At 70.8% G+C, this 23984-nt stretch carries 1 protein-coding gene; it reads right to left on the bottom strand.

The window, feature by feature from the left end; translation table 11 throughout:
* Positions 1–9: 9 nt before the first annotated feature.
* Positions 10–23973 carry a non-ribosomal peptide synthase/polyketide synthase gene (locus ACM6LU_RS36835; RefSeq protein WP_414942490.1) on the bottom strand — a complete coding sequence of 7988 codons (23964 nt, stop codon included), beginning with the start codon at positions 23971–23973 and terminating at the stop codon, positions 10–12.
* Positions 23974–23984: the final 11 nt, after the last annotated feature.

Genomic DNA, 23984 nt, shown 5'->3' with positions numbered 1-23984 from the left:
TTCCTTCGGTCATCGCGATTCCAGCCAAGCCGCGATCGCCCGCCAGACCAGGCCCATCATGTCGGGACGGACCATGTCCGCGTGCTCACACGGAATGGGCACTTCGGTCAGCGCGCCGGAGACATAGGGGGCCCACCGTGCCCGGAGGGGGCCGTCTTCCGCCGCGTTGTCGGTCGCCGTGAGGATCAGCGTGTCGCCGTCGAACCGTCCGGTGGGGTGCGCCGCCCTGATCCGGGTGTTGTTCTCGAAGATCCGCGCGAAGACGGCGAGTTCCTCGTCGGAGAAACCGCCGAGCAGGTGGCCGAACTCCGCCCGGATCACCTCCTCCCACGGCTCGTCACCGTCGTCCGCGTCATCCGCTTCACGCACGATCTCGGCGAGCGGGAACGAGTCCATGACGACCAGGGCGACCTCCTCGCCCAGCGCCCGCAGCCGCACGGCGATCTCGTGGGCGGGAGTGGCGCCGAAGGAGTAGCCGACGATGTAGTACGGGCCGGTCGGCCGCACCGCGCGCAGTTGCTCGATGTAGTCGTCCGCCATCTCCGCCACCGAACCCGCGAGCGGGGTCTCACCGTCGATGCCGCGGGCCTGCAGGCCGTGGACGGGCACTTCCGGCGGCACATGCTGTGCGAAAGGCGTGTAGCACCAGCTCAGCCCGCCCGCCGGGTGGACGCAGAACAGCGGTGGCCGGTCGCCGTCGCCGCGGATGGTCAGCAGCACGCCGAGCGAGCCCCGCACCGACGACAGGCTGAGCGTGTTCAGCAGCGCGACCGGGGTCGGGGCGGCCATCACGTCCTGGACCGAGGTGGTGATGCCCTTGCGCTTCAGCCGCTGCACCAGGGCGACCGCCAGCAGCGAATGCCCGCCGAGAGCGAAGAAATCGTCGTTCACCCCGACCTCGGGGAGCCCGAGCACCTCGGCGAACGTCTCGCACACGGCCTGCTCGAGTACGGCGAGAGGACCGTTGTTCGCCCCACCGTCGCCCGCTTCGGTAGCGTACTGGGGCGCGGGCAGTGCTTTCCGGTCGAGTTTGCCGTGCCCGGTCAGCGGCAGGGTGTCGAGGTGGACGAACGCGGACGGGACCAGGTAGTCCGGGAGTCTTTCGGCGAGGTAGTCACGCACCGCGGCATCGTCGGGGGTGGTGTGCTCCTGCGGGATGAGATACCCGATGAGCCGTTTGTCCCCGGGAACGTCCTCACGCACCACGATCGCGGCGTGCGCGATACCCGGATATCCGTCGAGGACGGCTTCGACCTCGCCGGGTTCGACCCGGTACCCCCGGATCTTCACCTGATCGTCCGCGCGCCCGACGAACACCAGCGGCCCCTCCTGGGACCATCTGACCAGGTCTCCGGTGCGGTACATCCGCGCACCGGGTCCCCCGTGAGGGCAGGCCACGAATCGCTCCGCCGTCAGCGGCGCCTGGTTGGCATAGCCACGCGCGACACCGGCACCGGCCACGTACAGTTCTCCGGCCACCCCGACCGGCACCGGGTTCAGCGCACCGTCGAGGACGTACACCCGGGTGTTGTCCAAGGGCTTCCCGATCGGCAAAACACCATCGACCTCGCCAGGGTCACCGACTTCATGCTGGGTGGCGCACAACGTCACCTCGGTCGGACCGTACAGCTGCCGCACCACCACACCGGGATTCGACTCCAGCACCCGCCGCACGGACTCGGCCGGAACCACATCCCCACCCGTCAGCACCTCACGAACACCCGCGAAACAAGCCGGATCCTGCTCGGCCAGCACCCGCAGCAGCCCCGCCGTGACATGCACGTGCGACACCTCGTGAGCGGAGATCCACCGCCGAAGCACCTCCGCGTCCACTCGCTCGTCCGGTGCCACCACGACGGTCCCGCCCGACAACAACGGCACCCACAACTCGTACGACGACGCGTCGAACGCGTACGGCGCATGAAACAACACCCGCGACGTCACACCCCAGCACCGGTCCTTCGCCAAGCCGACCACATCCCGGTGAGTCGCCACCACACCCTTCGGCACACCAGTCGAACCCGACGTGTACATCACATACGCCGCGCTGCTCGGAGACACCGGCGGCAGCACGACCCCGTCGTCCGCATCCCCGTCGAGATCGGCCGATATCCGAGGCAGGTCGGTCGTGCGAGCGAACTCGTGGCCGGCCGTCGCCTCGTTCACCACCACTGACCGTGCGCCCGCGTCCCGCACGATCGCACGCATGCGGGCGACCGGCCACGACGGGTCCAGGGGCAGGTACACCCCGCCCGCCTTCAGCACCGCGAGAAACGCCACGACCACATCGGCCGTTCGTTCCAGCAGCACGGCGACGATCTGTTCCGTCCCGTCCACCGCCAACGCCCGCGCCAGCCGATCGGAACGCTCGTCCAGCTCACCGTAAGTGAGCCGGAAACCCGCACCCGCGACCGCGACCGCCTCCGGCTCGGCGACCACGCGATCGGCGAACGCCTGGGGCACCGAGACATCCGCCGTTGCGACCGAGGTGTCGTTGCGCCTCTCGACCAGCTCGGCCGACTCGGCCTCGCCCAGCACGTCCACCGCGAAGAACGGTGTGCCAGGAGTGTCCGCCAACGCGGTGACGAGGTTGTCCAGGCAGGTGTGCAGGAGCGCGGCGACCTGGTCGGGATCGGCGGGAGCCGCCGCGTCCACGGCGATCGTGAAGCCGCTGCTGTCGACATCGATGGCGACGCCGAGCGGATAGTCGGTCAGGTCGCGGACGGACACCAGGTCGATTCCGTACATCGACTCCGCCTCGTCACTGGACACCTCCTGGTTGTGCCGGTAGTTGAACAGCGAGGTGAACAGCGGGCTGCCGGACAGGCCGCTGGCCGCCTGCGCGAGCGCCAGCGGCGCGTGCTCGTGGACCATCAGGTCGGCGAGCTGGTTCCGCAGGCCGGTCAGCGCTTCGCCGACGGACAGCCCGGCCAGCCGGACCCGCACCGGAAGGGTGTTCATGTACAGGCCGGGGACCCGGTCGGCTCCCGCGCCCGAGTTCATCCGGCCGAACACGATCGTGCCGAACACCACGTCGTCACGGCCCGACAAGGCCGCCAGCACCCGCGCCCACGCCAGGTGGAACACCGTCGCCGGGCTCACCGCCAGCGATCGCGCGATCTCCTTCAGCCGCCCGGACAGCGCCTCGTCCACCCGGAGGCCGGCCTGCCCCGTCGTCGTGCCGTCGCCGTGTACCTCGGTCAGCCCATACGGAGCGGTGGGCTCGGTGACGTCGCCGAGGACTTCGCCGAAGTACCGCTCGTGTTCCTCCCGCGACACTCCGAACCGCGCCTGCGCGACGAACTCCCGGAACGGCAGCGGCGGCGGCAGCTGATCGGTCCGGCCATCGAGGTGTGCCCGCAGCTCGGTGAGCATCACCTGCATCGCGGTGTGATCCTGGAGCAAGTGGTGGACCCGGAGCAGGCACAGCCATCGGCCGCCCCGCGGATCGGCAGCGATGTGCGTGGTCAGGAGCGGTGCCCGGTCCAGCGGCATCCAGTCGCGGACGGCGGCGGTCAGCTCTTCGGAGGAATCCTGCTCCCCTTGCCGGAGTTCGACCTCCGTGACCGGCAGCTCGGCGTTACGCACCACCACCTGTACCGGCTCCGGGAGCCCGTCCGAAATGACCGCGGTGCGGTAGATGTCGTGCCGGTCCACCACCCACTGCATGGCCGTGAGGAACTCGTCCAGCCGCTGCCGCGACTCGAACTCGATCACCGCGGGCGTCACGTACACGTCCGTGCCCTCGTGGCCGACCATCAGGTTGTGGAAGAAGATGCCCTCCTGCAACGGTGCCAGCGGGTACACGTCCGCCACGTTCGCCGCACCGCCCGGCACCTGCTCCACCAGCCGGGCGACCTCCGCCTCGGTCAGCTCGACCATCGGCAGCATCTCCGGCGTGAGCCGCGTCGCCCCGGCCGGGATGAGGTTCGGCGGGACGACCACCGGTTCCGGCCCGGAGGCCGTGGCCAGCCCGGCGGGTGTCGGCGTCACGAACAACGCCCGCACCGAAACCGACACACCGCGCTGCCGCAGCCACTCCACCAGCGACACCGCCAGCAGGGAATGCCCGCCCAGCGCGAAGAAGTCGTCGTCCACGCCGACCGACGGCAGCCCGAGCACCTCGGCGAACGCCTGGCACAGCAGCTCTTCTTCGGTCGTGGTGGGGACGCGTCCCGAACCGGTCGCGTAGGCGGGCGCCGGCAGCGCCCTCCGGTCCAGTTTGCCGTTGACGGTCAGTGGCAGCGCCTCGAGTTCCACCACGGCCGACGGCACCAGGTACGACGGCAACCGCTCCGAGACGAAAGTCTTCAGCCCGCCGACATCCACGCCCTCGTCGGAAACCACGTAACCCACCAGCCGCGGATCGCCGGGCGAGTCCTCCCGCGCGAGCACCGCGACCTGGGACACCCCGGGATACGCCGCGAGCACGGCCTCGACCTCACCTGGTTCGATCCGGAACCCGCGGATCTTCACCTGATCGTCCGCGCGGCCCGCGAAGACGAGCTGCCCGTCGGCGTCCCAGCGCACCCGGTCGCCCGTCCGGTACATCCGCTCCCCCGACTCGAACGGACACGCCACGAACCGCTCGGCGGTCATCCACGGCAGTCCGAGATACCCGCGCACCAGGCTCGTGCCCGACAGGTAGAGCTCTCCGACCACGCCCGTCGGGACGGGTCGCAGCGCGGAGTCCAGTACGTAGACGCGGGTATTGGCGATGGGGCGGCCGATCGGGACCGCGGTCCCCGGTTCGAGACCGGGACGGCAGCGCCACACCGTGGCGTCGACGGTCGCCTCACTCGGACCATAGGTGTTGAACATCGTGCGCCCGCCAGCCCAACGTTCAACCAACTCCGGCGGACACGCCTCACCCCCGACATCCAACACGAACCCCGGATCCAACACATCACCCGGCATCGTCGCCACCACCGCCGGCGGCAACGTCGCATGCGTCACCCCCTCCTCGACCAAAAACCGGGCCAGCTCACCCCCCAACCGCCGATCCGACGGCACAATCACCAACGCGGCCCCCGACAACAACGCCAAAAGCCACTCCTCACAAAACATGTCAAAACCCACCGACGCGAACTGCGCAACCCTGCTCCCAGCCCCCACCCCATAACGCTCATGACTCACCGACAAACTCACACACGCCTCATGCGTAACCACCACACCCTTCGGACGCCCCGTCGACCCCGACGTATAAACCACATACGCCGGATGGGTCGGCGACAGGGGCGCGATCCGGTCTATGTCGGACACCGGGGTGGACGCGTAAGCCGTGGCCTCGTCCACGAAGCCCGGCGCGTCCAGCACCAGTGCCGAGGCCGCGTCCTCGATCATGAACCGGATCCGCTCCGCGGGCTGGTCCGGATCGATCGGCAGGTACGCGCCCCCCGCCTTCAGCACCGCCAGTACGGCGATCACCAGCTCCGGCGAACGCCCCAGCACCAGGGCCACCACCGACTCCGGCCCGATCCCTTGGGCGATCAACCGGCGCGCCAGGCGGTTCGCCCGCGCCTCGACCTCGCCGTAGGTCAGTTCGATCCCGTCGCCCACGACCGCCGTCGCCTCCGGCGCCCGCGCCGCCTGCTCGGAGAACAGCGTGGGCACCAGGCGATCCGGCACCGGGCGAGCGGTGTCGTTCCATTCCTCGACGATCCGGTGGTATTCGGCCGGATCGAGCATCTCCACCGCGCTCACGCGGACTTCGACGTCGGCCGAAACCGCGGTGAGGACGCGGATCAGGTAACTGACGAGCCGCCCGGTCGTGTACTCGTCGAACAGGTCGGTGGCCGCGGTGAGGGAGCCGTGCATCCCAGCCGGGGCACCGGACTCGTCGAAGGTCTCGCCCAGGCTCAGGTCGAGGTCGAATTTGGCCGACGCCGCGGCGCCCATCGACAGTGGGGCCGTCCGCAGGCCCGGCAACCCGGCGGCCGATCCGCCGCCGGCCCCGGCGGTGTTCTGCACCGTGAGCATGACCTGGAACAGTGGATGCCGGGCCAGCGACCGTGTCGGGGACAGCTCCTCGACCAGCTTCTCGAACGGCACGTCCTGGTTCTCGTACGCCGACAGGCTGGCGGCCCGCACCCGCGCGAGCAGTTCACGGAACGTCGGGTCGCCGGACAGGTCGCTGCGGATCACCAAAGTGTTCACGAAGAAGCCGACCAGCTCGTCCAGCGCCTGGTCCATCCGCCCGGCGACGGCGGCCCCGATGGGGACGTCGGTGCCAACGCCGAGGCGGTGCAACAACGTCGAGAGCGCCGCTTGCAGCACCATGAAGACCGTCGCGCCCTCTGCCCTCGCCAGCTCCAGCAGCCGCGCGTGGACCTCGGCCGGTACCAGGATCGGCAGCTCGTGGCCGCGGTGTGACGCCTCGGCCCGCCGCGGCCGGTCCGCGGGCAGCTCCAGTTCGTCCGGCGCCCCCGCGAGGGCGTCTCGCCAGTACGCCACCTGGTCGGCCAGCACCGTGCCCGCGGTGTGCTCGTCACCGAGCAGGTCCCGTTGCCAGAGTGTGTAGTCGACGTACTGCACCGGCAGCGGCGACCACGCGGGTTCGCCTCCCTCGAGACGGGCCGCATAGGCCGCCGCGAGGTCACGGGCCAGCGGTTCCATCGACCAGGCGTCACCCGCGATGTGGTGCACCACCAGCACGAGCGCGTGCTCCCCCGCGCCGGTGGCGAACAACCAGGCCCGCAGCGGGATCTCCGTGGCGAGGTCGAATTCGTACCCGGCCGCCGCGGCCACCGCTTCGTCGAGGTCCTCCGGTGACACCTCCGCGAAACGCAGCTCGAACCCGGTGTCGGAGATCGGCAGGACCCGTTGGCACGGCTCCTCATCCTGCATCGGGAACACTGTCCGCAGGACCTCGTGGCGCTCGATCACGTCGCGGAACGCGGCCTCCAGCGCCTCCCTGTCCAGCTCTCCGGACAGCCGGAGGCCCACCGGAACGTTGTACGCGGCGCTCGGGCCGTCCAGTTGCCGCAGGAACCACAACCGCCGCTGCGCGAACGACAACGGCACCCGCGCCGGTCGCTTCCGCGCCGCCAGCGCGGCCCGTCCCGGCCCGGCCTCGACGAGCCCGCGGACGAGACCCGCCGGGGTCGGTGTCTCGAACAGCGCCCGGAGGGGCAGCTCGACGCCCAGCACCGCGCGCACCCGGCTCACCAGCCGGATCGCGAGCAGGGAATGCCCGCCCAGCGCGAAGAAGTCGTCGTCCATCCCGACCGACGGCAGCCCCAGTACCTGGGCGAACGCGCCACACAGCAGTTCTTCGCGGGCACCGGACGGTGCCCGGCCCTCACCGGCGGTGTAGCCGGGGACGGGCAGCGCGGCGCGGTCGAGCTTCCCGCTGACCGTCAGCGGCAACGAGTCCAGCGATACGACCGCCGACGGCACGAGGTGCGAGGGCAGGCGCCCGGCCACGAACGCCCGCACCGTTCCCACCTGCTCACCGGTGTCCTCGCCCGGCACCACGTACGCCACCAGTCGCCGATCGCCGGGGACGTCCTCGCGGACGACGACCGCGGCCCTGCGCACCGCCGGATGCTCGGCCACCACGGCCTCGACCTCACCCGGCTCGATCCGGAACCCGCGGATCTTCGCCTGGTCGTCCGCGCGGCCGAGGAACACCAGCTGACCGTCCGCGCCCCAGCGGGCCAGGTCGCCCGTCCGGTACATCCGGCCGCCCCACGGGCAGGGCACGAACCGCTCGGCGGTCAGCCCCGCGCGGCCGACGTAGCCGCGTGCCACACCGGGGCCCGCCACGTACAACTCGCCCTGCACACCGGCGGGTACCGGAACCAGCCTGTCGTCGAGCAGGTACGTCCGGGCGCCGCCGATCGGACGGCCGATGGGCGGGAGTTCGCCGGGACGGAGCTCGTCGCTCAGTGTGCACAGCACGGTGATCTCGGTCGGGCCGTAGGCATTCACCATCCGCCGTCCCGGCGTCCAGCGTCCGACCAGCTCCGGCGGGCACGCCTCGGCGCCAACCACCAGCGTGACCAGTGCGTCGCCCACCTCCTCGGGCACGGTGGCCAGCACACTCGGCGGGATCAGCGTGTGGGTGATCCGTTCCGTCCGCAGCACCTCGGCGAGTTCCTCCCCCGCCAGCGGTCCCGCCGCCGCCGGGACGACCAGCGTCGCTCCGCACGACAACGCCATGACCATTTCCATGACCGACGCGTCGAAGCTGAGCGAGGCCAGTTGCAGTACCCGGGACGCGCCGTCCAGCGCGAAGGACTCGATCTGGGCCAGCGCCAGCGAGGGCAGGCCGCGGTGTGTGACCACCACGCCTTTCGGCCGTCCCGTCGAGCCGGAGGTGTAGATCACGTACGCCGGGTGGTCCGGCAGCAACCGGGCGACCCGGTCGGCGTCGGTGACCGCGCCGTCATCCAGGCGCGCCAGCTCCGCCTCGACCTCCGGAGTCCCCAGCACGACCACGGGCACGCCGTCCGGCACCACCGACCGGCAGCCGGCGCTCGTCAGCACCTGCGCCGGACCGGCGTCGGTGAACATCAGGCCGACGCGGTCGGCGGGCAGAGCGGGATCGACCATCAGGCAGGCCGCGCCCGCCCGCACGATCGCCAGGAACGCGATCACCGGCTCCAGCGATCGCTCCAGCACCACCGCGACCACCGATTCCGGCCCGGCGCCCCGCGCGATCAACAGCCGCGCCAAGCGGTTCGTGACGGCGTCCAGCTCCCGATACGAGAGTTCGACGTCCCCGCGTGAGAGCGCCACGGCGTCCGGCGTCTCGGCCACCCGCGCCGCGAACAGGTCCCCGAGTGGCACCTGCGGCAACTCCCGGACCGGCCCGGTGCCCGCGTCCAGTACTCGCCGTCGCTCGGCGGCGTGCACCACTTCGACCGCCGAAAGCGCCGTACCGGGGTCTTCTTCGAGCACGGAGGCCAGGCTGTCGAGGCAGGCGTGCAGCAACTCGCAGACCTGCTCCGGATCGGCCGGGGCAAGCGCGTCCACGGTCAGCAGGAACCGGTCCGTCACGTCGTCGACGGACACCGTCAGCGGGTAGTTGCTCTGCTCGCGGAACGCCAGCAGTTCGATGCCGTCGACGGGGTCGTCACGGTCCTTCTCCCCGTCCTCGTCCGGGGCCGCCGTGAAGCGGTAGTTGAGCAGCGACGTGAACAGCGGGAGACCGCCCGGCACGCCACTGGCCGCCTGCGCGACCGTGAGCGGCGCGTGTTCGTGCACCATCAGCCCGGCGAGCTGGCCCCGCATGGCCGAGAGGGCCGCGCCCGCGCCGGTGGCGTCGAGGCGGACGCGTACCGGCAACGTGTTGATGAACGGCCCGGCCGCCCGCCGCACGTCGGTCGCGGCGTTCATCCGTCCGAAAAGGACGGTTCCGAACACCACGTCGTCACGACCGGCCAGTGTGCCGAGGACCCGAGCCCACGCCAGGTGGAAGACGGTGGCGGGGCTGACTCCGCGCGAGCGTGCCAGCCCGCGCACCCGCTGAGCCAGCGCGTCGTCGACCCACCGGTCGGCGCGCGTCACCGCGTCGCCGCCTCCGTGCACGTCGAGCAACCCGTACGGAGCGGTCGGCTCGGTCAGATCACCGAGAAGCTCGGCGAAGTAGGCCTCGTGCTCCTCCCGCGCGACGCCGAACCGCGCCCTCGCCACATACTCGCGGAACGGTACGGGCTCGGGCAGTTCCGCGGCCCGCCCGGCGAGTATCACGCGCACCTCGTCCAGGAGTACGTCCAGCGCGGTGTGGTCCTGGACCAGGTGATGGATGAGCAACAACGCGACCCAGCGCCCGGTGGCCGGTTCGACGGCGACCCGTACCCGCATCAGTGGCGCCCGGTCCACCGCCATCCCGGCCCCCGCGCCGGCCATCAGCTGCTCGGCAGCGTCACCGGCGCCGTCGAGGACGACTTCGTCCACCGGCAACTCGGCGGTACGGCACACGACCTGCACCGGTTCGCGCAGTCCTTTCCAGACGACCGCCGTCCGGTACATGTCGGTCCGATCGACGATCCGCTGCAGGGCGGCGAGGAAACCATCGAGAAGGGCTCGCGAGCCGAAACGCAGCACGGTCGGCAGCACGTAGACGTCCGCGTCGTCGCCCTTGGCCATCAAGTGGTGGAAGAACATGCCCTCCTGCAGTGGCGCGAGGGGGTACACGTCGGCGATGTTGGCCGCGCCGCCCGGCACGGCCTCGACCACCGTCGCGATCTCCGCCTCGGTCAGCTCGGCCAGGGTCAGCATCTCCGGGGTGATCTCGGCGGCACCGGGCGGAATCAGGTTCGGTCGCACCACCACCTGGTCCGGACCCACCGCCGCGGCCATCCCCGCCGGGGTGGCTTGCTCGAACACCGCCCGCACCGACACCTCGGCGCCGTGCGTGCGGAGATACTCCACAAGGGACACCGCCAGTAGTGAATGCCCGCCCAGCGCGAAGAAATCGTCGTCGGCCCCGACTTCGTCGAGACCGAGAACGTGGGCGAACGCCGCGCAGAACAACTTTTCCCGAGGACCGACGGGGAGCCTGCCCGCACCGGCGTCCGTCGTGGGGCCGGGTGCGGGCAGCGCCTTGCGGTCCAGCTTCCCGTTCGGCGTCAGCGGCAACGCGTCGAGCGGCACGACCACGGACGGCACCATGTACGACGGCAAATGTGCGGACGCGTACGCGCGCACCGCCCCGGAAGGCTCGTCGCCGGTGGCCACCACGTAGGCGACGAGCCGCTTGTCGCCCGGCACGTCCTCACGCGCGACCACCGCGACCCGGTCCACGTCCGGGCAGGCGCCCAGCACCGCCTCGACCTCGCCGAGCTCGATCCGGAACCCGCGGATCTTCACCTGGTCGTCCGCACGCCCCAGGAACTCCAGTTCGCCGTCCGCGCGCCATCGCACCACGTCACCGGTGCGGTACAGCCGCTCACCGTCCTTGCCGAACGGGGAGGCCACGAACCGTTCCGCCGTCGCCCCCGGACGCCCCAGGTAGCCACGCGCGAGCTGGACGCCCGCCAGGTACAGCTCACCGACGGCGCCGGGTGGGACCGGCCGCATCGTGCCGTCGAGTACATACGCCCTCGTGTTGGCGATCGGCCTGCCGATCGGCACCCTGCCGGGGCCTTTCCCGTCGACCTCGGCCGCGGTCGCCCACACCGTCACCTCGGTCGGGCCGTACAGGTTGGTGACCGTGCCCGCCGACGCTTCGGCCAGCCGGACGGCCAGCGCCCCTGGCAGAGCTTCGCCGCCGACCAGTGGGCGCAGCCCGCGCGCGGCTTCGGCGTGTGTGGTCAGCAGTGCCTGCCACAGCGCCGGGGTCGCCTGCATCGTCGTGACACCGAACCGGTGGATCAACTCGGCCACCGCCGCCGGATCCCGGACGGCCGCGTCCTCCGCCAGCACGACCCCGGCGCCCGCGAGCAGCGGCACGTACAGCTCGAGGACGTGAATGTCGAAGGACACCGTCGTGACGGCCAGCAAGCGGTCCGCGGTCCCCATCGGGAAGCGCACGCTCATCGCCGCCACGAAGTTCGCCATGGCGCCGTGGGGGACGACGACCCCCTTGGGCCGCCCGGTGGAGCCCGACGTGTAGATCACGTAGGCCGGGTGGCCTGGCAACAGGGGCCCGTGGCGCTCCGCGGTGGTCAGATCGCCGTCGTCCGGTGCCGCGAGTTCCGCCACGACACGAGGATCGTCGACCACGATCCGGTCCGGCCCGTGATCGGCGAGCTCGGTGTCCAGATCGGTCAGCACGAGCCCAGGACGGGCGTCGTCGAACTGGTATCTGACGCGCTCGGCCGGATGCCCGGGGTCGACCGGCAGATAGGCGCCCCCGGCCTTGAGGACCGCCAGCAGCGACACCACCAGATCGGCGGAGCGGCGGAGACACACCGCGACGGACGACTCCGGCCCGACGCCGTGCCGGACGAGCAGCCGGGCGAGCCGGTTGGCCCGCGCGTTCACCTCGGCGTAGCTCAGCCGGGTACCGTCACCGTGCAGCACCGCGAGCGCGTCCGGCGTACTCGCCACCCGTGCCTCGAAGGCCGACGGCACGAGCATGGCCGGTCGCGGGGCGTCGGTGTGGTTCCACTCCTGCACCACCAACCGGCGCTCGGCGGGATCGAGCAGGTCCACCGTGCTCAGCCGCGCGCCGGTGTCGTCGGCCAGCAGGGTCAGGACCCTGACCAGGTAGCTCGCGAGGCGGTCGGCCGTGTCCTGGTCGAACAGGTCGGCGGCCGCGATGAGCATGCCCGCCATCCCGGCGGGCGCGCCTGCCGCGTCGAAGGATTCGCCCATCGACACGTCGAGGTCGAACTTGGCCGCCACGCCGTCGACGGGCAGCGCGCCGATCCGCAGGCCGGGCAGCGTCACCGGGGGCCTGCCTTCCGGCCCACCCGTGTTCTGCAGGGTCAGCATGACCTGGAACAACGGGTGCCTGGCCAGTGACCGGGCAGGCGCCAGCTCCTCGACGAGCTTCTCGAACGGGGTGTCCTGGTGGGTCAAGGCGGCCAGCGACGTGGTCCGTACCCGGCCGAGGATCTCGGCGAACGTCGGGTCTCCGGACAGATCGGTCCGCAGCACGAGCGTGTTGACGAAGAAGCCGACGAGGTCGTCCTGCGCCTGGTCGGTGCGCCCCGCGACCGCGACACCGATCGGGATGTCGATCCCCGCGCCCAGCCGCGACAGCACCGCGGCCAGCGCGGTCTGCACCGTCATGAACAGGGTCACTCCCCTGTCCTGTGCCACCGCCCGGAGGCGGCGGTGCAGTCCGGCCGGGATCTCGATCGAGGCGAGCGAGCCCTGGTAGGACGCGGTGGCGGGCCGTGGCCGGTCGGCGGGGAGGTCCAGCTCCTCTGGTACCCCGTCGAGGGTGTCACGCCAGTAGGAGACCTGTCGGGAGAGCAGGCTTTCCGGATCGTCCTCGTCGCCGAGGAGGTCGCGCTGCCAGAGCGCGTAGTCCGCGTACTGCACGGGCAGCGGTGTCCACGCGGGTTCCGTGCCCCGCAGCCGCGCCTTGTAGGCCGCGGCGACGTCGCGCGACAGCGGCGCCATCGACCACGCGTCCGCCGCGATGTGGTGCACGACCAGGACCAGGACGTGGTCCTCCGGTGTCACCGCGAGCAACGACGCCCGCACCGGGGCCTCGGTGGTCAGGTCGAACGCGTGTCCCGCCGTTTCGGCGATCGTCTCGTCGAGGTTCCCGGCCGTCACCTGGACCACGTCCAGCGCGAAGGCGGTCTCGTCCAGCGAAAGCACCCGCTGATACGGCTCCCCGTCAGCCAGCGCGAACACGGTACGCAACACCTCGTGCCGCCCGACCACATCACGCAACGCAGCCGCGAAAGCCACCCGATCCAAAGACCCGGTCAGACGCAACGTCAACGGGATGTTGTAGCTGGGACTCGGCCCCTCGAACTGGGCCAAGAACCACAACCGGCGCTGCGCGAACGACAACGGCAGCGTTTCCGGCCGTTCCCGCGCCACCAGCGCCGTCCGGTCGGGGACACCAAGCGAGGCCGACGCCGCCAGGCTCGCCGGGGTCCGTGCCTCGAACAGCGCGTGCAGCGGCACCTCCACCGACAGCACCACGCGCACCCGGCTCGCCAGCTGGATAGCCAGCAGCGAATGCCCGCCCAGCTCGAAGAAATCGTCATCCATCCCGACCGACGGAAGACCGAGCACGTCGGCGAACGCCTGGCACAACAGCTCTTCCGTGGCGTTCGCCGGAGCACGACCCATACCGGACGAGTACTCCGGCACGGGCAACGCGGCACGATCCACCTTCCCGTTGACCGTCAGCGGAAGGGTCTCCAGCTCCACGAACGCCGACGGAACCAGGTACTCCGGCAGCCGCTCGGCGGTATACGCGCGCGCCGTGACACCGACCGCGGTGCCCGGCTCGGCGGGAACCAGGTAGGCGACCAGCCTCTTGTCGCCCGGCACGTCCTCGCGGACCAGCACGGCGGCCCGCGCGACGGCCGGATGCCCGGCGAGGACGGCTTCCACTTCGCCGGGCTCCACCCGGAACCCGAGGATCTTGGCCTGCTCGTCCGCGCGCCCGACGAACACCAGACGACCGTCCGAAGACCACCGGACCAGATCGCCCGTCCGGTACATCCGCTCGCCTGAACCGAACGGGCAAGCCACAAAACGCTCCGCTGTCCACAAAGGACGATTCAGGTAGCCGCGCGCGACGCCCGATCCGGCGACGTAAAGTTCACCGGCCACCCCGGCGGGCACCACGTCGAGCTTGTCGTCCAGCACGTAGACACGGGTGTTCTCCAACGGCCGCCCGATCGGCAGGACACCGTCGATCTCATCGGCTGCACCGACCTCGTGCTGGGTGGCGCACAGCGTCACCTCGGTCGGACCGTACAGATGCCGTACCGCGACGCCGGGGTTCGACTCCAGCACCCGCCGCACCGCGTCCGCCGGGACCACGTCGCCGCCCGTCAACACCTCCCGCACGCCGGAGAAGCAGGACGGATCCTCGTCGACGAGGGTCCGGAGCAAACCGGCCGTCAGGTGCACATGGGACAGCTCGTGCCCGGTGATCAGCCCGCGCAGCACGGTCGCGTCCACCCGTTCGACCGGCGCCACCACCACGGTCCCGCCCGACAACAACGGCACCCACAACTCGTACGACGACGCGTCGAACGCGTGCGGCGCGTGGAACAACACTCGCGACGGCGATCCCCAGCACCGGTCCTTCGCCAAGCCCACCACGTCTCGATGCGTGGTCACCACGCCCTTCGGCACGCCAGTCGAGCCGGAGGTATACATCACGTAGGCGGCTTGTCCCGGCGGGCCCGGCCGGGGCAGCACGGCGGCATCGGCATCGGCATCGGCAGCGGCAGCGGCAGCGGCATCGACGGAGATCGTCCGGAGCGCCAGCCCGTTCAAGAACTCGTGGCCCGCCGTCGGTTCGTGTATCACCAGCGACGCGGCACCCGAATCCTCGACCACCGCCCGCATCCGCGCGGCCGGCCAGCCCACGTCCAGCGGCACGAACACCCCGCCGGCTTTGAAGATCGCCAGCAGCGCCACCACCAGCTCGGGTGACCGGTCCATCAGCACCGCGACCGGCGACTCCGCTTCCACCCCGGAGGCCACCAGCGCTCGCGCGAACCGGTCCGAGCGGGCATCCAGCTCGGCGTACCCCAGCGTCACGTCACCGGCCACCAGAGCGGCGGCTTCCGGTGTGCGGGCCACCTGCGCCGCGAACGCCTCCGGCACCGAAACGTCCGGAACGGCCACGGTGGTGTCGTTCCAGTCCACCCGCAGCCGTCGCCGGGACGGGGCGTCGAGCACGTCGACTCCGGTGAACGGCGTCTCCGGGGCCGCCGTCAGCGCGGTGACCAGGTTTCCGAGACAGGTGTGCAGAAGCGCGCAGACCTGGTCGGGGTCGGCGGGTGCCACGGCGTTCACGGTGATCGCGAAACCCGGGCCGTCGTTGTCGATGGACACGTGGAGCGGGTAGTTCGTGTGCTCCCGGGTGAAGACCGTCCGGATACCGTCGATGCCCTCGCCGGGTTCGGGCTCCTCCTGGTTGTGCCGGTAATTGAACAGCGACGTGACCAGCGGGCTGCCACCTGGCAGTTCGGCCGCGGCCTGCGCCGACGCCAGCGGCGCGTGCTCGTGGACCATCAGGTCGGCGAGCTGGCCCCGCATCGCGGCCAGTGCCTCGCCCACGCTCGCCTCGGCGATGCGCACCCGCACCGGAAGCGTGTTGAGGAACAGTCCGGGCGCGCGGTCGGCACCCGCGCCCGCGTTCATCCGGCCGAACAGGAGCGTGCCGAACACGACGTCGTCACGTCCCGAAACCGCGCCGAGTACGCGTGCCCATGCCAGATGGAACAGTGTCGCCGGGCTCACGCCGAGCGTCTGTGCCACCTCGCGCGTCCGCGCCGCCAGGGTGTCGTCCACCCGCCGGTGGCCGAGCGCGGCCGCCTCGCCGTCCCCATACGTGTTCAAAAGGCCGTACGGTGTGGTGGTTTCGGTGACGCCGTCGAGCAGTTCGGTGAAATAGCTTTCGTGGTCGGCCTGGGACACCCCGCCCCTGGTCTGCGCGACGAAATCGCGGAAACGCGCCGGCGGCGGCAATTCGCCTGCCCGCCCGGTGAGAAACGCCTGAAGGTCGGCGACTATCACGTCGAAGCTGGTGTGGTCCTGGATCAGATGGTGGATGCGCAGCAGCACCAGCCAGCCGCCCGCCGGATCGGCGGCGACGTACACCCGGATGAGCGGGGCATCGGCCAGTTCCATCCTGCGGTCGCCCGCGGCCAGGAGCTGGTCCACGGGGCTGGGGCCGTGGGGGTCGAGTGTGATTTCCTCGACCGGCAGCAGGGCGTGCCGGGTGACCACCTGCACGGGGTGCGGAAGCCCTTCGGACAGGATCGCCGTGCGGTAGATGTCGTGCCGGTCGACCAGCCATTGCAACGCCACGAGGAAGCCGTCGAGGCGATCCCGGGTGTCGACGGCCAGCACGGTCGGCGTGGCGTACACGTCGGTGCCGTCACGACCGGCGAGCAGATAGTGGAAATAAATCCCTTCCTGCAACGGCGCCAGCGGATAGACGTCCTGGATGTTGGGTGCCCCGCCCGGAATCGCCGCCGCGACCAGGCCGGCCTCGTCCTCGGTCAGGTCGACCAGCGTCAGCATCTCCGGCGTCAACTCGGTGGCACCATCCGGAATCAAATTCGACGGCACCTCCACCCAACCGGACCCGGCGACAGCGGCCAATCCAGCCGGGGTCGGTGTCGTGAACAACGCCCGCACCGACACCGACACACCACGCTGACGCAACCACTCCACCAACGACACCGCCAACAACGAATGACCACCCAGCACGAAGAAGTCGTCATCCACACCGACTCGCCCCAGACCAAGCACCTCGGCGAACGCCTGGCAGAGCAGCTCCTCCTCGATGCCGGCCGGAGCGCGGCCACCACCGGCGGTGTAGGACGGCGCGGGCAGTGCCGCGCGATCCAGCTTTCCGTTAGCGGTCAACGGCAGCGCCTCCAGCACCACCACCGCGGAAGGCACCAGGTACGACGGCAACCGTCCCGTCATGAACCCGCGCACGACGTCCGGCAGATCGTCGGCGCCTGCCTCGGCACTGGGCACGACGTAGCCCACCAGGCGGACATCACCAGGAGAGTCCTCCCGCGCGAGCACCGCGGCCTGTGCCACGTCGGGATGCGCCGCCAGTGCGGCCTCCACCTCACCCGGCTCCACCCGGAACCCGCGGATCTGGACCTGATCGTCCACGCGGCCCGCGAACACCAGCAGGCCGTCGGCGTTCCAGCGGCCCCGGTCCCCCGTCCGATACATCCGGACACCCGGGGACCCGAAGGGACACGCCACAAAACGCTCACCGGTCAAACCCGCACGATTCACATAACCACGCGCCAACTGCGGACCAGCCACATACAACTCACCCACCACACCCACCGGAACAGGCCGCAACCATTCATCCAGCACATACACCGACAAACCCGCAAGACCCCGACCGATCACACCCCCCTCGGTATTCGGTGCGAGATCGCAATGGGTGACATGCACCGTCGTCTCAGTAATCCCATACATATTCACCAACCGAGGACCGGAATCACCAAACCGCTCCCACCACTCGCTCAACCGCGCGGGCTCCAACGCCTCCCCACCGAACACCACCGCCCGCACACACGCCAACCCCGCCCCCGACTGAGCTGCCATCAACTGATAGAACGCCGACGGCGTCTGACTCAACACCGTAACCCGCTCCCGCTCCAGCAAATCCACAAACTCCCGCGGCGAACGCGACACCTCGAACGGCACCACCACAACCCGGCCGCCATACAACAACGCGCCCCACAACTCCCACACCGAGAAATCGAACGCGAACGAATGAAACCACGACCACACATCATCCGCACCAAAATCAAACAACCCACCAGCAGCCGCGAACAACGCCACCACATTCCGATGCGGAACCACCACCCCCTTCGGCAACCCCGTCGAACCCGACGTGTAAATCACATACGCCGCATGGTCGGGGCGCGCCACGCTCGGCCGGTCCGAAACCACGTCGTGCCCAGGATCGTCCGCCAGCACGACCGGGACACCCTGCGGCACCACCGACACGCAGTCCGACGTCGCGACCACACATACCGCGTCCGCGTCCGCCAGCACGAACTCGATCCGCTTTACCGGAGAATCCGGATCCACCGGCAAATACGCGCCACCCGCCTTGAGCACCGCCAACAGCGACACCACCGACTCGGCCGACCGTCGTGCGACCACCCCGACAACCGACTCCGGGCCGACACCCCGGCTCGCCAGCCGACGGGCCAGACCGTTCGCTCGCGCATCCAGTTCCGCGTACGACAGCTCGACGTCGCCCGCCGTGACGGCGATCGCGTCCGGCGTCCTCGCGGCCTGGGCCTCGAACAGCTCCGGCAGCGTGGCATCGGGGACCGGCGGCCCCGGCTCGTTCCATCCATCCAAAGTGGACAGTTCACCGGCGTCGAGGACGTCGACCGCGCCGAGCCGCAGGTCCGGCCGTCGGGTCACCTCGTCGAGCACTCGTGCGAACCAGGTCACGATCCGGTCCGCGGTGCTCGGGTCGAACAGGTCGGCGGCCACGACGAGCGTTCCGCGCAAGCCGGCGGGCGCGCCCGCCGGGTCGAAACTCTCCTCGAAGGCGAGGTCCAGATCGAATTTGGCGGCCACCGCCCCCGTGGGCACCATCGAGGTCCGCAGGCCGGGCAGCTCGGCGTCGGTCCCGGCGGTGTTCTGCACGGTCAGCATCACCTGGAACAGCGGATGCCGGGTCAGCGAACGGGCCGGGGAGAGCTCCTCGACCAGCCGCTCGAACGGGACGTCCTGGTGGGCCAGCCCCGCGAGGAGGTTTTCCCGTGCCCGCCCCAGCACCTCGGCGAAGGTCGGATTCCCGGACAGGTCGGTGCGCAGCACGAGGGTGTTGACGAAGAACCCGGCCAGCTCGTCGAGGGCCTGGTCGGTGCGCCCCGCGACGGCCGTGCCGATCGGGATGTCCCGGCCTCCGCCCAACCGCGAGAGCGTCACCGCCAACGCGGCCTGCAGCAGCATGAACACGGTCACGCCCTCGGCCGCCGCCAGCTCCAGGAGCCGCCGGTGCAGCTCGGCGGGAAGTTCGGCCTCGGCGACGTGGCCTCGATGGGACAGCTCCGCCGGACGTGGCCGGTCGACCGGCAGGTCCAGCTCGTCCGGTGCGCCGGCCAGCGCGGCCTTCCAGTAGCGCACCTGCTGTGCGATCACGCTGCCCGGATCGTCGTCGTCGCCGAGCAGCTCCCGCTGCCAGAGCGCGTAGTCGGCGTACTGCACCGGCAGCGGGGCCCACCGGGGAGCCGCGCCGCCCAGCCGTGCCTCGTACGCCAGCGAAACGTCGCGGGCCAAGGGCGCCATCGACCAGGCGTCACCCGCGATGTGATGCACCACCATGACCAGCACGTGCTCGTCCGGCGCCACCAAGAACAGCGAGGCGCGCACCGGGATCTCCGCCGCCAGGTCGAAGGGGTGCGTCGCGACCCGCGCCACCGCCGCCGTCAGGTCGTCGGGCGGCACTTCCACCACGTCCAGCGCGAACCCGGACTCGTCCACCGAAAGCACCCGCTGATACGGCTCGCCGTCGGCCAGCGCGAAAACAGTACGCAGCACCTCGTGGCGCCCGACCACATCACGCAACGCCGCCGCGAAAGCCGCCCGGTCCAAGGTCCCGGTCAGACGCAGACCCCAGGGAATGTTGTAGGTCGGGCTCGGCCCCTCCAGCCTGCCCAGGAACCACAACCGGCGCTGCGCGAACGACAACGGCACCAGGTCCGGCCGTGACCGCGCCGTCAGCGCCGTCCGCCCCGGCGCGGCGACCTGGTCGATCCGGACCGCAAGGCGCCCGGGAGTCCGGGCTTCGAACACAGTCCGGATCGGAAGTTCCACGTCCAGGATCGCGCGTACCCGGCTCACCAGCTGCATCGCCAGGAGCGAATGCCCGCCGAACGCGAAGAAGTCGTCGTCCATCCCGACCGACGGCAGCCCCAGGACATCGGCGAAGGCCCGGCACAGCAGCTCTTCCCGCGCGTTCACCGGAGCCCTGCCCGCTCCGGCCGCGTACCCGGGCGCGGGCAGCGCCGCCCGGTCCACCTTCCCGTTGGCCGTCAGCGGGAGCGCGGCCAGTTCCACGAACGACGCCGGGATCAGGTACTCGGGCAGGCGCCCGGCCACGTGGTCACGCACCACGTCGACGATCGAAGCGCTCCCGTCCACGGGCACCACGTAGCCGATCAGCCGCTTGTCCCCCGGGACGTCCTCCCGCACTACGACGGTGGCCTGCGCGACCGCCGGATGCTCGGCGAGCACGGCCTCGACCTCACCCGGTTCCACCCGGAAACCGCGAATCTTCACCTGGTCGTCCGCGCGCCCGGCGAACACCAGCCGCCCGTCCGGCGTCCAGCGAGCCAGGTCGCCGGTGCGGTACATCCGCCCGCCCGTCCCGTACGGGCACGCGACGAACCGCTCCGCCGTGGTCTGGGCGCGGTTGACGTAACCGCGCGCGATGCCGGCCCCGGCCACGTACAGCTCACCGGCGACGCCCACCGGGACCACGTTGAGCCCGTCGTCCAGGACATAGACGCGGGTGTTGTCCAGCGGCCGCCCGATGGGCAGCGCGCCGCCCACCTCGGCGGCATCGGCGATCTCGTGCTGGGTGGCGCACAGCGTGACCTCGGTCGGCCCGTAGAGGTGCCGCACGACCACCCGGGAGCCCGACTCCATGACCCGGCGCACGGCGTCGGCCGTCACCACGTCCCCGCCCGTCAGCACCTCACGCACCCCGGCGAAGCAGCCTGGGTCGTCCTCGGCCAGTGCCCGCAGCAGACCGGCGGTCACGTGCACGTGGGTCAACGCGTGCGCGGAGATCAACCGCCGCATCGACGCCGCGTCGATGCGCTCGCCGGGTGCGATCACCACGGTGCCACCCGACAGCAGCGGCACCCACAGCTCGTAAGACGACGCGTCGAAGGCGTGGGGGGCGTGGAACAGCACCCGTGCCGCGGCACCCCAGCACCGGTCCATCGCCAGGCGCACCACGTCCCGATGGGTGGCCACCACGCCCTTCGGCTCCCCGGTCGAGCCGGACGTGTACATCACGTAGGCGGCACAACCCGGCGGGACCGAGTCCGGCAGGTCCACCGCGGTGTCCGCCTCGGCCTCGACCGTCAGCGCCGCGACGCCGAGTTCGATCCCGGTGGTCGCCTCGTGCGCCAGCAACAGGCAAGCGCCCGCGTCCGCGGTCACCGCGCGCATCCGGGCCTCCGGCCAGCCGGTGTCCAGCGGCACGAAGACACCGCCTGCCTTCAGCACCGCCAGAAACGCGACCACCAGGTCGATCGACCGCTCCATCGCGACCGCCACGGCCGACTCCGGCCGCACGCCCGCGGCGACCAGCGCCCGCGCCAGCCGGTCCGCACGCGCGTCCAGCTCGCCGTAGGACGTCTCCACCTCGCCGGAGACGACCGCGACGGCGCCGGGATCGGCCGCGGCCCTGGCCGCGAACGCGTCCGCCACCGACACGTCCGCCACCGGTACCGCGGTGTCGTTCCAGCCGTCCACCAGCGCGGACAGCTCGGACTCGTCCAGCACGTCCAGCGTGCGAAGCGGCGTGGCGGGCTCGTCCGCCAAGGCGGTGGCGAGGGCGTCGAGACAGGTGATCAGCAGCGCGCCCACCCGGGCCGGGTCGGCGGGCGCCACCGCGTCCAGGGTGATCGCGAAGCCGGACTCGTGGGCGTCGACTGCGACCGCGAGCGGGTAGTTGGTGAGGTCGCGGGCCGACAGGACGTTCATCCCGTCCAGCGCCGGGCGGTCCTCCTCCGGAGTGGCCGGGCTGTGCCGGTAGTTGAAGATCGAGCTGAACAACGGACTGCCGCCGGAGAGACCGCTGGCCCCTTGGGCGAGCGCCAGGGGCGCGTGCTCGTAGGCCAGCAGGTCCGCGAGCTGGTGCCGAAGTCCGGTCAGTGCCTCACCGACGCCCTCCCGATCGAGGCGGACCCGGACCGGCAGGGTGTTGATGAACAGTCCCGGCACGCGGTCCGCGCCGGTACCGGCGTTCATCCGTCCGAAGAGGACGGTGCCGAAAACGACGTCCTCGCGTCCCGACACCGCGCCCAGCACGCGGGCCCACGCCAGGTGGAACACCGTGGCCGGGCTCGCTCCCCACGACCGCGCCACCTCGCGGACGCGCCTGCCCAGCGCGTCGTCCACCCACAGGTGAGCCTGCTCGGCGCCGGTGCCGTCGCCGTGCAGATCCACCAGCCCGTAAGGGGCGGTCGTCTCCGTCACGTCGCCGAGGAGGCCGGAGAAGTACCGCTCGTACTCCTGTCGTGGCACCCCGAGCCGTGCCTGCGCCACGAATTCGCGGAACGGGACCGGCGCGGGGAGTTCCCCGGCCCGCCCGGACAGGAAGGCTCGCAGGTCGTCGAGCAGCACCTCGAGCGTGGTGTGGTCCTGCAGCAGGTGGTGGACGCGCAGCAGGCCGAGCCATCGACCGCCGCGATGATCGGCGGCGAAGTGCACGTCCATCAGCGGCGCCCGGCCCAGGTCCAGCCGCCCGCCCACCCTGTTCAGGAGCTGTTCGACGGCGTCGGGGCCGCTGGGATCGAGGACGACTTCCGCGACCGGCAGCTCGGCGTGGCGCACCACGACCTGCACGGGTTCCCGCAGCCCCGCCGACACGACCGCGGTGCGGTAGATGTCGTGCCGGTCCACCATCCAGCGCAACCCGGCGAGGAAGGCGTCGAGGCGGTCACGCGAATCGAATTCGATGACGGTGGGCGTCACGTAGACGTCGGTTCCGTCGTGGTCGGCCATCAGGTGGTGGAAGAAGATACCTTCCTGCAACGGCGCCAGCGGGTACACGTCCTGGATGTTCGGCGCCCCGCCGGGAACCGCGGCCACCACCCGCGCGATCTCGGCCTCGGTCAGCTCGGCCAACGGCACCATGTCCGGCGTGATCCCGTCGGCGTCCGGCGGGATCAGGTTGGGCGGTACCACCACGGGTTCGGGGCCCGCGGCGGCGGCCAGCCCGGCCGGCGTCGGGGTCAGGAACAGGGCTCGCACCGAGACCGACACCCTGCGCTGCCGCAGCCACTCCACCAACGACACCACGAGCAGCGAATGCCCGCCCAGCACGAAAAAGTCGTCATCCACACCGACTCGTTCCAGGCCGAGCACCTCGGCGAACGCCTGGCACAGCACTTCTTCCCGCGCGGTCTCCGGCGCGCGACCGGTGCCCACGAGACCCGCGAAGTCCGGCGCGGGAAGGGCCTTGCGATCGAGTTTCGCGTTGGGTGTCAACGGGAAAGCGTCGAGAACGACGATCGCCGAGGGCACCAGATACGAGGGCAGTCTCTCGGCGAGGAAGGTGCGTAACTCTTCAACGGACACCGCGCCCGCGAGAATGACATAACCGGCCAGCCGGACATCGCCCGGAGTGTCTTCCCTGGCGATCACCGCCGCCTGGTCGACGTCAGGATGCGTCAGCAGGACACTTTCGATCTCCCCTGGCTCCACCCGGAAACCCCGGATCTGAACCTGCTCGTCCAGACGCCCCAGGAACACCAACTCACCATCGGCAGTCCACCGCACCCGGTCGCCCGTGCGATACATCCGCTCCCCTGGCTCGAACGGGCACGCCACGAACCGTTCACCGGTCAGGCCCGCGCGGCCTACATAGCCCCGCGCCACTCCGGAGCCGGCCACGTACAACTCGCCCGCCACCCCGGCCGGAACCGGCTCCAAGGTCTCGTCCAGCACGTAGACCCGGACGTTCGCGATCGGCTGTCCGATCGGGACAGAGCCAGGACCAACGTCGGCCCGGCAGCGCCATACGGCGGCGTTCACCGTCGCCTCGGCCGGACCGTAACTGTTGAACATCACCCGATCAACGGCCCATTGCGAGACCAGCTCACCCGGCAGCGCTTCACCACCCACGTCCAGCACAA

It is taken from the genome of Amycolatopsis sp. cmx-11-51 (assembly GCF_047608665.1).
Classification (GTDB): domain Bacteria; phylum Actinomycetota; class Actinomycetes; order Mycobacteriales; family Pseudonocardiaceae; genus Amycolatopsis.
The sequence above is the reverse complement of the archived record's forward strand: the minus strand, read 5'-3'. Positions and strand labels throughout refer to the sequence as shown.